Consider the following 12,856-nt stretch of genomic DNA (forward strand, 5'->3'; position numbering starts at 1 on the left):
GGGTAATAACATGATCAGTGAATGGATAGTTTCTATATTATTATTAATCGGTGGTGCATTTATATTAATAGGCTCGATAGGCCTTATCAAAATGCCGGACTTTTTTATGCGTCTGCATGGTCCTACAAAAGCTACAACCCTTGGCATGGCTGGAATGCTAATCGCCGCGATGGTATTTTTTAGTAACACGCAAGATGGCGTTAGTGTCAAAGAATTATTGATCTCAATTTTCTTATTGATCACCGCACCGATCAGCGGTTACATGCTAATAAAATCAGCAATACACCATAAACTAAAAGCCAAAGACGGCACCAAAGGTTTGGATAACATCGAAGACGATTAATTTTTTGAAGATTGAAGATTGAAGATTAATATCAGCCCGTTAAGTTACTTTAACGGGCTTTTTATTCACGGTTTTTATTTGTACACTCAAACCTATCATCAACTGCCATCACTTATAAATGCTAAAACATAAAAAACTTATTATCGCGTGCTTGCTGATATTATTGCCGTTGCTAGATAGTTTATTTATACCAACGGCTTTTGGGCTGCAATGGCATAATGCAAAAAGCATGTATTTACTCAGTGCTTATATGATGCCGATTAAATTAATATTGGTGACTATCGGTGGCTTTTTGTTAGCAAGCCACGGTCATCCCCATCATGACGAGCCCCGAGTTTGGTATGCTAAATTATTTGATATCAGCTTTTTTATATTGGCAGGGATCCAATTTATTGTCCTAGCAATCATTAGTGCATTGTATCTAGTGGTTGGCACTCAAGCCGACGACTACCGGCAACAGGGGAATATTAGTGTGTATACCTCGGATGTTGGCGCGTTTGGCAAAGCAACGCATTATTTTTCTTATCAATGCACTGATAAAAATGGCTTTTATACTTTAACACCGATAGCCACCCTCGATTGGTTAGGGTCGTTCACATTTAGTGAAAAAGCGAATACCTTAATCATCAAGCATGACGATCACAGTGGTAAAGGCGAACAAATTAAACCAATAGATATCAGTGGATTTGGCTGTAAATACTGAGTTGTACCCAGCAACTTTGGGAAAAGTTGCTGGATGAAACGGCCTACTAGTTAGAGTTCTGATTATTTTATCTGTATCTCGACATCTTGCCCTGTTTGTAAACGTTCAGCACCACGCACAGCCACGTTATCTCCTGCATTTAAACCGTTATCTGCAATTGGCGAGACTTCGACAAGTGGCCCTTTTCCACTGCCAACGGTTACAGGAATTTTTATCGCTTGACTTTTCGCATCAATTTTAACCACATGTATGCCTTGCTTACGGATGATTAACGCATCTCGATTTACCAATAATACCGGATTTTTGCTGGTCAATGGCACGGTTACATCAACAAGTTGGCCAATTGCCCAAGCGTGTTGTGCATCTGCTTGTAAATTGGCGCGTATTTCAACTGTCTGAGAGCGTGGATCTGTAGATGGAATTACCGCAGTTATTATTGCTGCAGCTGTTTCTGGTTGCGATAAGTCACCCGCTTTAATGGGAAGTTCGATGCCTGTTCGTAAATATTTTAAGTATCTAACGGGTACATATATACGTACTTCTAAATGATGAATATCAAGTAGCGTAAGTAACTCATCAGCACGGTTTATTTCACGACCTGCGCGCTTAAAGCGCTCGCTTACAACGCCAGCAAATGGCGCACGAATAGTTGCTCTTGTTAGTTTGTCATCGATTACTTTAAGTTCGATCTTCGCAAGTGCTATGTCAGAGCGAGCCAGATCGTGCTTATTTTGCACTTCGTCTACTTGGCTTAGTGCGGCGCTGCTAGATTTTTCTAACTCTTTTAAGCGTTTTAGGTCTTGTTGATATAAACGTAAATTAATATTAGCGCGATTGAGCATTTCTTCTTGGCGTGCTTTATCTAATTCTAAAGGTAAGGTATCCATACGAACTAAAATATCATTTTTCTTGATCACGCTGCCAGGCTCGGCAACATAGATAAGACGGCCACTAATACCTGCTGTTAAAGTAACATCGTCTTTGCCAAACAGCGTACCATTAACTTCTATTTCACTGGTTAACGGCGCTTTAGTGACCTGTGCAACAGTCACAGGAATAACGGCAAAAACAGGTGCTATAAATAAACAGTTACATAGGATGAAAGACTGCATGGCTAGTTTAATTCTATTCATGATTAGGTTCTCTATACTCATTGGCTTGTAGCTAAACTTTTTGCTGTATTGTTTACTGATTTATTATTTGACGCAGGCGGTGTGCTTCGGCCTAGCTGTAACAAACTAGGCATTAAAATGAGAGTGAACAACGCACTGATCGCCATACCACCGACTATAACGGTTGCAAGCCCTCTGTAAATTTCAGAGCCTACACCTGGCATTAGCATCAATGGCAGCATGCCAAATAAGCTCGTAAGTGTACTTAAGTAAACAGGCCTTGCCCTTAGTAATATCGCTTGTTTGACCGCCGCCTCACGACTTAAACCTGATGTCATCGCTACCTTAGTTTGATCCACTAATAATATGGCATTGTTAACTACTAACCCTAACAAAATGATAAACCCTATCATGGTGAGCAAATCAAGCGATTGAAAAGTAAATAGGTTTAAAATAAACAGCGCTAATACGCCACCAGCAATGGCTAGAGGCATAACCAGTAAAACCAACGCACTGTCTTTTGCGGATTTAAACAGTGCTGTCATTAATAAAAATAAAATAAACAACGCCAACACAAAATTCAGCGCCATTTCGGTCATCGCCGAATTCATTTTTTGTGCGTTGCCAGCCAATATTGCTCCCGCATTACTTGGCAGGCTAGCTCTGACTTTAGGCATTACCTGTTCGCTTAAAATTGCTTGCGCTTGTTGTAAGCTCATATCAGCAGGTGGAGTTACGACTATGCTCACTGTACGGCGACCATTTACCCGACGTAACTGAGTGGGTCCCACAGTACGTTCAATGTTGGCAAGCTCGCCAAGGCTTTGTATACCTGCTTGTGGGGTAACAATCGGCAGTGCTTTTAGTTCTTCTGGGGTTTGCCAAGGAATGCCTCGTAAAATGACATTCATGCGTTCATTACCATCAAAATATTCATTCACAAATAAACCACCAGTATATGCTTGTACTGCTTGCGATACATCTCGACGAGTCAGGCCTGCTTGGGTAATACGGCGATCATTAGGTGTTAGTCTAAGTTCAGGTTCAGCCATATCAAGACGAGGCTGTGGCTGGGCGGTAGCATCTGGTAGAACTTCATTGACGGCGTTTAGTGCAATTTGTGCTGCATTAACTAAGTCATCCATGTTCGGCCCGGTTAGGTCAATATTGATATCGCGGCCATCACCACCGTTTGCAACTTGGATCATTGAACCACGAAAGAAAAATACTTGCGTGTCGGGTAAATCAATAAAAATCTCTTCTTTGGCTACTTTCATTAACTCTTCGACTCGTTGTGGATCGGCTGAGTAAATAAAGCCACCTGCATTTGAGCCAAAAGCATAAAAATTAAAATCTTTAATGCTAGGTTCTTTTTCGCCATTGAAGTAGGGCATGAGTCGTTTTTTAACTCTGAGTAAGAGCTCTTCTTCCATAAATTGCACATTCCCACCTGGTGGCGTGACCAAATTGAAAAAGAAGCCATCAGTAGGCGCGCGTGGCATAAAATCGGTTTTCGGTAGCATAGTTAATGTTGCTATCACTGAGCCGCCAAGTAATACGATAATCCACATAATTTGCTTAACGCGAGTGTTCGTTAACTTCATAATAAAATTACTGAGCTTTTGCCAATAGTAATGATATGGGTCCGCTTTGATTTGCGCATCGGGCCATAGATGATTCGCTAATGGGATAAGTGTAATTGCGCATATCATTGATGTGATAACCGCTACAGAGAGTGTCAGTGCTAAATCAGAAAACAATTGCCCTTCAATACCAGCCATAAATAAAATAGGTAAAAATATTGCAACACTCGTTGTTGTTGATGCAAATAACGCCCCAGTAACTTGGGCCGCTCCTTTAAGCGCCGCTTTTTTATTATCTAGGCCTTCAGCGCGAAGTCTGGCGATATTTTCTTGTACTATAATAGCCGCATCTAACACTAAGCCAACAGCAAATGCCAGACCCGCGAGTGATATAACATTTAGACTACGGTCAAAAACATTAAGCGCTAAAAATGCCACCATCAATGAGATTGGAATAGTCGCTGCAATCACTAAAGTAGCTTTCAGGCCTCTAAAAAATAACCATAAAATTAAGCAAGACAAAATAACGCCAAGGCCTAAGTTACTTTTAACTAACGACAGTGCATTGCTTATATGCACCGAGGCATCAAAACTAAGCTCAATAGAGAGTCCATTCGCTGCCAGCGGCCCTTCATTTAGCTCTTTTATTGCTAGATTAATATCGTCAAGTAACGCAACCGTATTGGCTTTATTAGCGCGAGAAATACGGATGTAGTAGGCTGGTTTTCCATTACGTCCACTCATACCTAAGCGGTCAGAGTAAGTCCGTTCAACACTGGCTATATCGCCTAAATAAATAGGCCTATCATCTGAGTAACCAACGCGCATTTGTGCCATGCTAGATAAGTCATATTGTCCCGTAAAACGCACTGTATATTGGCGCCTACCTACATTAGCTAAGCCACCTGAAGTATCTCGTGAACTGGCAAGTACGTTACTAATTTTATCTAGGCTTATTCCTAAGGCTGCTGCTTTATGCGGATCAAACGTAATACGCAATTCTTTCGGGCGTTCACTGGCCAGATCCACCCGCGCAACACCTGGAATTTGCGCTAATCGTGGTTCGATAAACTCATCAATTTGTTTTTGAAACTGCGACATATCAAAATCTAAACTATCCGATTGATAATCTTTAGGTGTGATCAGTAAGGTTGCTGCCGCCTCACCATTATTTCCGCCAGCGAATACAACAGGGTCGAATGCGTCTAAAGGTAAAGGGGGAGCTTGATTAAGGCTGGTTAATACATCAAGCATGGCTTGTTGCATATTTTGGCCAACAGCAAAGGTTAGCGTAATAGCGCCATTGCCTCGGTTGATATTGGTATTTACTTCTAATGCGCCAGGTGTATTTTTAACTGCATTTTCAATGGGCTCAATGATAACCGATTCAATCTCTTCGGGTGCAGCTTGTCGCCAACCAGAGAAAATTGTAATTTGCGGTTGTTCAATATCAGGGGTTAATTGAATCGGCAACTTAAAAATGCTTAATATGCCAAACAACATAATTAGCACCAAGATAACAATGACACTCGCAGGGTTTTTTAGCGAACTACGTGTCAGGTTCATTGTGTGTCTTCCAATATTTGTTTTTGTGCATTGTAGTGATATGTAAAAAAAGCGCCACTATCATAAATAGAATGTATGTCAAAAAGTAACCAAGAAACCACTAAATCAGCCAAAAGAGGCAATTTTGTAATAACTTGTAACACTTTAAGTATAAATTCGGTGGCACTTTTTTAAGCGATCATTTTTAAGTTGTTTTGAGTTAGACTTACTAACAATATTTTTAATCGATAAAATGTTGTTTAAAAAGCAAGGAGCTTATCATGAAAAAGCATGAGCTGATTGACCAAGATGGACAAGCCGACTTTGGTATTTTTCCAGATGGAGTAGATGACATCAATTACTTGGATTTTGACCTGCGTAGTACTATGGGTAAATCCAGAAGTACGCTTTTTAAAAAGTTAAGCTTTAATCAATTTCAATTTATTAGTTTGAGTTGCGAGCAGTTAATTATTGGTTTAGCGATCGTTGATTTAAAAATTGCGAGTCAATGTTTTGTATATGTATACGACCCACAAACGACAGAATTCGATGAAGTCAGTTTTATCAGCTTACTGGCTTTAAATACGTGTATTGATAGCACACCAAACACCGGGCAAGCGACTTTTCGAAAAGGGCGTAACAGCGTAACTATTAATACAACCGCTAAGCCGCAAATACGCTCGGTAGAGGTAAATTTAAAGTCCGGGCTGAAAATTAGTGCCTGTATTGATGAATCGATAAATTATAACCCGCTTGCGGTGTGTGTTCGTGCCGGTTTTACAGGCTTTCATTTTACCCAAAAAACTGCCGCATTACCCTGTACTGGAACACTTCAGTGGCGTGGTAACAAATATGTATTTGAAGAGCTTAAAATACTGGCAAGTGTTGATTGGAGCGCGGGTTTCATGCGTCGCGAAACCTTTTGGAACTGGGGGAGTTTAGCCTGCACATTAGCTGATGGCCGCCGCTTAGGTTTAAATTTAAGTGCGGGGGTTATTGAAACAGGTTTTACCGAAAACGCCTTGTGGCTCGATGGCACGCTTTATAAAATTGATATGGTCGATTTTCAATTTGAGCGCTATGGTAATGCTAAAGCAACGAGTAAATGGCGGCTGCGTTCAAACGACGGTATCATCAATTTATACTTCGAACCAATAGGTAAACGCCAAGATAAAACCAACTTAATTATTATCGCGACTAACTTCACTCAACACTTCGGCCGTTACTATGGTGAAATAACTCTTGCAGACGAAGTTATCACACTTAACGGCGAATGGGGATTTACCGAAGACCACTATGCGAAGTGGTAAAGAGTACTTAATACCAATCGACTTAAATATTTAACCACCCTAGCGAGCTAAATAAAGCGCTAACTGCGTTATAATTTTTTCAAGTAGAACAACTGCATGTCAAAATTTATGCCTTGTTATCACTCCATTTATCTGTCGCTATAAATGGTCAGTAACTTTACACGATTGGTATAACCTGACTATCGTTTAAAAATGAACTTAACATCTATCCCAAGATCAGCTCGTTGCCGCGTCACTAAATTCAATCGATTTGTTTAACGACTATAGTGCTTAATGCACTGTGTGATAAACCAAATCGAATCTTGTATTAGGTAAACACCGACAGCACCCAACGTGAGTAAAGTCGCGGCAGCTTGCAACAGCAAATGCTGCGACACATGCTTCGCCAGCAAGCCGTTGTTAAGGTAACTCCCCAGCAGTGAGCCTAGTCCCAAAAAAATCCCACTGTAACCAAATTGCTCAGGCGTGAACCCCAGCGCTGCGAAATTAAATCCGCCCAGTTGGTAATAAGAAAAAAGGGAGATGTTGTAAAGTGCCACCAACAATTACCACTGACACTTTTTAACTAACTCAAACCAAGAACGAGTAAACTTTTTAGGGAGGATTTTCTTTGGTGGTACGATAGGGACTTCGAGCTTTTTAGCAAAGTAACGGTGTACAAAGGTTTTCATTTGATCGCTTTCTAATTGCTCGTAAGCTATTTGCAATTGTGCTATGTCCTTTCGGCTAACATAATTTCCTTTAAGTTTTTTAAAACGCATTTCCAGCCACAGTAATAAAGCTTGTTTAGCCTCATTGGGAAAGGCATGGGTTAAAGTGGATGTGGGTCCGTATAACCTTTCAAAGTTTATTGTTTGATCTTGGATCAAAAATACCATTAACAGATTTAATCCTGCAGAAATTTGTCCCGCTCGCTTGTCAATAATTTGATAACGGCTTAAGGCACTACGAAAATAATGTTCAGCTTCTGGGATTTTATTCTCATCAAGTGCCAAATAGCCCAAGTTACTTTCTATCATGGCGACAACATTAGGGAGGTTTAAACGCACCGTGAAATTATAGCTTTCGGCATATAGGTTACGCGCTTCGTCATTGTTATTTTGTGCCATAGCGACCAGTGCCATACTGTTGGTAAGCGTCAAGCGTTGACGATCATTTTCAGCGTATTTATAACCACATTGAAAACTTAGTTGGGCATCGTCTAAATACTCTGCATAGCGTAGCCAAATACCTAACGCACTCATAATAGACGTTATTCTCTTTTTGAAATAAGGGGCTTGCTGCTGACTAAATATCGCATCTACAGACTGATGAAGGCGGTCAAATTGGCTGGTCGGAACGGCTGCTCGGGCGTTAATAAGATGCCAACGAATAAATAACTCAGGTGAAACTTTATCGATATCGTCAAGATTTTCAAGAATAATAATAGATTGCGCTGGGTTGACCACAAGGTAGTCTTCAGCTTCGTTTAACTTATTTTCAAAAGTGCTTAGTTCAGTAGCAAAAGCTTGCTGAAAACCAAGTAACAGGAACCAACATATAACGAAAAGCCGTAACAACTTGATCTCAATTACTTAATGATGTGATTGATAATTATAGTTGCCGCAGTCATACAAATCAAAGCTAATAAACCAGAATAAGTTCTCAGCTATCAAGTATGTTGTATTTAAAGGTGATATTTATCATAAAAGAGAAAATAACACAGATAGAAAAAGCCCTAGATCTATATAGATTTAGGGCTTTCATTTATTTACTGTTAATGTCAATCAGCTTATTGTTTAGAACTTTTCAGCTCTCTATTATTCGTCTATCGATCTCAATAATGCATTAATCCCTACTTTTTCGCGGGTTTGCTGATCTACTTTTTTCACGATAATTGCAGCGTACAAGCTGTGAGTACCGTCTTTTGATGGCAGTGCGCCTGGAACAACCACTGCACCTGCTGGTACGCGGCCGTAGTGGATCTCGCCAGTTTCGCGGTCGTAAATGCGAGTACTTTGGCTGATGTAAACACCCATTGAAATAACAGCGCCTTCTTCAACGATCACGCCTTCTACAATTTCAGAGCGTGCACCAATAAAACAGTTATCTTCAATGATAGTAGGATTGGCTTGTAATGGCTCTAAAACGCCACCTATGCCAACACCTCCTGACAAGTGTACGTTCTTACCAATTTGTGCACACGAGCCTACAGTGGCCCATGTATCAACCATAGTGCCATCATCAACGTAAGCACCAATGTTTACATATGATGGCATCAATACTACATTTTTACCGACAAAGCTGCCTTTACGGGCAACAGCGTTTGGTACAACGCGCATGCCACCTTGCTGAAATTGCTCCGGTGTATAGTCGCTAAATTTCAGTGGTACTTTGTCATAAAACTGGTTTACGCCGTCGTTCATTGGTTGATTGTCACGAATACGAAACGACAGTAACACGGCTTTTTTTAGCCATTGATGGACAACCCACTCACCACTGATTTTTTCAGCAACGCGTGCGGCACCACTATCAAGTAGCTCAAGTACATCGATTATGGCTTGTTTTACATCACTAGGTACTGTGCTCGGGCTGATGCTATCACGGTTATCCCAGGCGTTTTCAATGGTGGTTTTTAAATCTGACATAAGATCCTCTTATTCGGTTTCTGCGTTGAGTTTTTTACGCAATGCTTGATGAATTTTTGCTTGTTCTTCGTCGGTAAGAGCTTGGTATTCGTTATTCGATACCACGAAGAAATCTTCTGCACGTTCACCTACGGTGGTGATCCGCGCGGCGTGTATATGTAATAAATGGGCTTGAAACACTTCGGCAATTTTGGTTAATAAGCCAGGAATATCTACCGCTTGAATTTCGATTAAGCTGCGGTCTTTACGCGGGTGAGGGCGCAGGATAATTTTTGGTTTAATATTAAAATCTTTAAAGCGTTGTGAGCGATTCTTTTTAAAGCGAATTTTCTTTTTCGGATCAGCAAGCGCTTGATCAAGGCCGCGTTTGATTGACTGCGCTTGAGCGCTGGCAATCGGGTCGCCACTGACTTCAAGTACTACAAAGCTAAACAGCACATAGCCGTCGCGAGTGGTGAGCACTTGAGCATGTTGAATTTGCGCTTTTTTAGAGCCGATCACACTTACTAAACGGGCAAATAAACCGCCGGAGTAGGGGCTATAAACAAAAATCTGTGTACCGCCGTGCATGGCTGTATTTGATACCGCAACACTGGGTTGGCTTAAATCAACGCAGTTTAGTAAATGTTCGGTGTGCCATGATAGTTGTTGTTCACTAAAGGCCGTAAAGTAATTTGCTTTAAAACGGCTCCAAATTAAATCAATCTGATTTTCATCATAGCCATTGTTGATTAACCGTTGTTTGGCTTGATGCTTTTTATCGCGAATTTGGTCGCGCTGATCCATAGGATTTTCAAGGCCTAACCGTAACGCCCTTTGAGTATGCAGGTAAAGCTCACGCAACAAGGTGTTTTTCCAATCATTCCACAAGTTGTCGTTAGTGGCGCGAATATCTGCGACGGTTAAGCAGTATAGATAATCAAGTTGTCGTTCGGTTTTAACTCGAGTAGCAAAGTCTTTGATCACATCTGGGTCATTAATATCTTTACGCTGTGCAGTTACAGACATAAGTAAATGGTTACTAACTAGCCAAGCAATCAATTTGCCATCGGAAGTTGAAAAACGGTGTAATTTGGCAAAAGCAATGGCATCAACAGCACCGAGTTCTGAGTGATCGCCGCCACGGCCTTTGGCAATGTCATGGAAGATGCCCGCTAAATACAGTAGCTCGGGCTTGTCCATGCGGGTGACTATTTCACAACAAATAGGAAACTCACTGACGTTTGCTTTATCAAAATATTGATAAATGTTATTGATCAACTTATGAGTATGTTCATCCACAGTATAAGCGTGAAATAAGTCAAATTGCATCTGTCCAAAAATGTTTCGCCACTGGGGTAAATAAGCGGCAAGCATGCCGTGTTTGTGCATTAAAGTAAATGCACGGCCCATGCCGTTAGGGTGTTTAATTAACCGTAAAAATGCTTCGCGACAGGCGGCATAATCTTGCAAATCTCCTAACAGGCGACGGCGCACTTGGCGAATGGTACGGATAGTACTTGGGTAAATATGGGTAATTTCAGGGTTATCGGCAATGTGTTCGAACAATACAAATAGTTGATCACGGCGAAAGAACACGGACGGATTTTTTACCCTAATTTGATGGCCAACACGTTCGAAATTACGATCGAGTTCAACCACTGCTTGTTCGTTACTTTCCGGTAAAATGCTTTGTTCAAAATATGATAACAACATTTGATTTAGCTCACGGACCCGGCTCATGATCCTAAATAATCGCTTCATCATCCGCTCAACTGAGGCTTTACCATCGCTACCAAAGCCAAGTAAATCAGCGGCCAGTGGTTGATGATCAAATAACAACCGGTTCTCAGAGCGTCCAGCCGCTAAATGCAGCGCAAAACGGATATTCCAGAGATTTTCTAAACACTCTAGGAGCTCTTGGTATTCTTCATGAGTGAGATAGCCGTGGCTAATAAGCTCTTGTAAGGTTTCGGCTCTAAAATGTTTTTTAGCAACCCAAATGATGGTTTGTAAATCGCGCAGCCCCCCTGGGTTTTCTTTAATATTTGGTTCGAGGTTGTATGCTGTACCGTGACATTTTTTATGACGCAGTTGTTGCTCATGTACTTTTGCTAAAAAGAATTCGTCAGAGTGCCATACAGGCGTATCAAGAATATGCTCTTTGAGTTTTTCATATTCAATGTGATTACCGAACAGTAGTCGACTTTCAAGCAAGCTAGTGGCAAAAGTCACGTCGGCACGTTTTTGCTCAATCGCTTGCTCAATGGTACGCACACTGTGGCCAATTTCTAAATTAAGATCCCATAGCATGGTCACAAATTGGCCGATTTTTTCACACACGGCATCACTAGGTTGCTCAGTAACTAGCAGTAAAAAATCGATATCTGAATAGGGGTGCAGCTCACCGCGACCATAACCGCCAACGGCGATCAAGGCTAAATCTGGCTCATGGGCTAAATCATAAACATGAAACAGTTTAATCAGTAAGCGGTCGATAAACTCAGCCCGGGCATTAATCAAATTACCGACTGGCTGTTTTGAAAACTCGTTTTGTAACCATTTATAAAAATAATTAGAACAATCGCGATAATCGGTTAATTGCTCAGCATCGCTGAGCAATTTTTTAACTTTATTGGGTAATGCCACGTGGGCTGGCTCCTTAGCATACTAATTTCACCCTAAGTCGGGTGAGTCAGTATTTAATGTTCAATGATCCGGTCAATCGTATCATCTGATCGAAGCGTTAAAATTTCAACACCATTTTCAGTTACTAATAAGGTGTGTTCCCACTGCGCAGACAAGCTACGGTCTTTAGTAACCACAGTCCAGTCATCTTTTAATAGTTTACACTGGCGTTTACCAGCGTTAACCATTGGCTCAATAGTCAAACACATACCTGCTTTTAGGGCTTCGCCAGTACCAGCGCGGCCATAATGCATTATTTGTGGTTCTTCATGAAACTCTGCACCAATACCATGGCCGCAATATTCACGAACAATTGAGTAGTTAAAGCTCTCTGCATATTTTTGAATCGCTTCGCCGATATCACCTAAACGCACGCCTGGTTTAACCATTTTTATTGCTAAATAAAGGCTTTCTTGCGTTACTTCAGCAAGACGCTTGCCTTGGATGTTTGGCGTGCCAACATGAAACATTTTTGATGTGTCGCCGTGGTAGCCATCTTTGATAACCGTGATATCGATATTGACACTGTCGCCATCTTTTAATGCTTTGTCGTTAGGAATACCATGGCAAATTACATGGTTTACTGAGGTGCAAATTGATTTAGGAAAACCATGGTAATTTAGTGGGGCAGGAATTGCCTTTTGCACATCGACAATATAATTATGACAAATTGTATTTAGTTCATCAGTGGTTACACCGGGAACTACATGTGACTCTATCATTTCCAGGACATCTGCCGCTAAGCGCCCGGCTACACGCATTTTCTCTATTTCTTCAGGGGTCTTGATCACAGCACTCATGGAGGCTCCATTGTCGAGTTTTACACATTTATCGTCGCACAAATTTTGCACGCGACGTTGAATATTTGTTTTTAATATGGTATAAAGCGCGCCGTCTTTTTACAAATAAATTCTTAAATGATTTTTTGTATTTAAGGCAAACACAATTTTATTTTAACACACACAC

Annotated in this window: 10 protein-coding genes; 3 read left to right on the forward strand and 7 right to left on the reverse strand. The window is 41.0% G+C overall.

Annotated features, from left to right (window positions below; all coding sequences use genetic code 11):
- Window positions 1–10 precede the first annotated feature (10 nt).
- Complete coding sequence (locus H5182_RS13340; protein ID WP_145240456.1) at window positions 11–343, forward strand: Na+/H+ antiporter subunit G; 333 nt, start codon at window positions 11–13, stop codon at window positions 341–343.
- 118 nt (window positions 344–461) lie between these two features.
- Window positions 462–1,046 (forward strand): hypothetical protein, encoded by a 585-nt coding sequence (locus H5182_RS13345; RefSeq protein ID WP_145240458.1) that lies wholly within the window; start codon window positions 462–464, stop codon window positions 1,044–1,046.
- 62 nt (window positions 1,047–1,108) lie between these two features.
- Here the strand turns inward: H5182_RS13345 and H5182_RS13350 are convergent, their stop codons facing one another.
- Both H5182_RS13350 and H5182_RS13355 read right to left on the reverse strand, forming a co-directional pair.
- Window positions 1,109–2,179, reverse strand: a complete 1,071-nt coding sequence (locus tag H5182_RS13350) for an efflux RND transporter periplasmic adaptor subunit (protein ID WP_257326219.1) — start codon at window positions 2,177–2,179, stop codon at window positions 1,109–1,111.
- A 17-nt stretch (window positions 2,180–2,196) separates the two neighbouring features.
- Window positions 2,197–5,307: an efflux RND transporter permease subunit gene (locus H5182_RS13355; protein ID WP_182760165.1), complete on the reverse strand. Its 3,111-nt coding sequence runs from the start codon at window positions 5,305–5,307 to the stop codon at window positions 2,197–2,199.
- A gap of 260 nt (window positions 5,308–5,567) precedes the next feature.
- Between H5182_RS13355 and H5182_RS13360 the strand changes: the two genes are divergently transcribed.
- Window positions 5,568–6,596, forward strand: a complete 1,029-nt coding sequence (locus H5182_RS13360; RefSeq protein ID WP_220496291.1) for a DUF2804 domain-containing protein — start codon at window positions 5,568–5,570, stop codon at window positions 6,594–6,596.
- A gap of 254 nt (window positions 6,597–6,850) precedes the next feature.
- Here H5182_RS13360 and H5182_RS13365 read toward each other — a convergent pair whose 3' ends face one another.
- From H5182_RS13365 to map, 5 genes are all read right to left on the reverse strand, one after another.
- Window positions 6,851–7,135 (reverse strand): hypothetical protein, encoded by a 285-nt coding sequence (locus tag H5182_RS13365; protein WP_182734973.1) that lies wholly within the window; start codon window positions 7,133–7,135, stop codon window positions 6,851–6,853.
- Window positions 7,136–7,141: 6 nt separating this feature from the next.
- Window positions 7,142–8,155, reverse strand: a complete 1,014-nt coding sequence (locus H5182_RS13370; RefSeq protein WP_259398305.1) for a tetratricopeptide repeat protein — start codon at window positions 8,153–8,155, stop codon at window positions 7,142–7,144.
- 240 nt (window positions 8,156–8,395) lie between these two features.
- Window positions 8,396–9,223 carry a 2,3,4,5-tetrahydropyridine-2,6-dicarboxylate N-succinyltransferase gene (dapD, locus tag H5182_RS13375; RefSeq protein WP_145240464.1) on the reverse strand — a complete coding sequence of 276 codons (828 nt, stop codon included), beginning with the start codon at window positions 9,221–9,223 and terminating at the stop codon, window positions 8,396–8,398.
- 9 nt (window positions 9,224–9,232) lie between these two features.
- Window positions 9,233–11,851: a [protein-PII] uridylyltransferase gene (glnD, locus tag H5182_RS13380; RefSeq protein WP_145240466.1), complete on the reverse strand. Its 2,619-nt coding sequence runs from the start codon at window positions 11,849–11,851 to the stop codon at window positions 9,233–9,235.
- Window positions 11,852–11,904: 53 nt separating this feature from the next.
- On the reverse strand, window positions 11,905–12,690 hold the full coding sequence (gene map / locus H5182_RS13385; protein ID WP_145240468.1) for a type I methionyl aminopeptidase: 786 nt from the start codon (window positions 12,688–12,690) through the stop codon (window positions 11,905–11,907).
- Window positions 12,691–12,856 lie beyond the last annotated feature (166 nt).

Origin of the sequence: Pseudoalteromonas sp. SG44-17 (assembly GCF_014164235.1) — a bacterium.
GTDB classification, from domain to species: Bacteria; Pseudomonadota; Gammaproteobacteria; order Enterobacterales; family Alteromonadaceae; genus Pseudoalteromonas; species Pseudoalteromonas rhizosphaerae.

What these genes read in the sequence shown, in the direction of transcription:
- H5182_RS13340 (WP_145240456.1), top strand. Translation starts at nt 11, where the DNA reads ATGATCAGTGAATGGATAGTTTCTATATTATTATTAATCGGTGGTGCA.
- H5182_RS13345 (WP_145240458.1), top strand. Translation starts at nt 462, where the DNA reads ATGCTAAAACATAAAAAACTTATTATCGCGTGCTTGCTGATATTATTG.
- H5182_RS13350 (WP_257326219.1), bottom strand. Translation starts at nt 2,179, where the DNA reads ATGAATAGAATTAAACTAGCCATGCAGTCTTTCATCCTATGTAACTGT.
- H5182_RS13355 (WP_182760165.1), bottom strand. Translation starts at nt 5,307, where the DNA reads ATGAACCTGACACGTAGTTCGCTAAAAAACCCTGCGAGTGTCATTGTT.
- H5182_RS13360 (WP_220496291.1), top strand. Translation starts at nt 5,568, where the DNA reads ATGAAAAAGCATGAGCTGATTGACCAAGATGGACAAGCCGACTTTGGT.
- dapD (WP_145240464.1), bottom strand. Translation starts at nt 9,223, where the DNA reads ATGTCAGATTTAAAAACCACCATTGAAAACGCCTGGGATAACCGTGAT.
- map (WP_145240468.1), bottom strand. Translation starts at nt 12,690, where the DNA reads ATGAGTGCTGTGATCAAGACCCCTGAAGAAATAGAGAAAATGCGTGTA.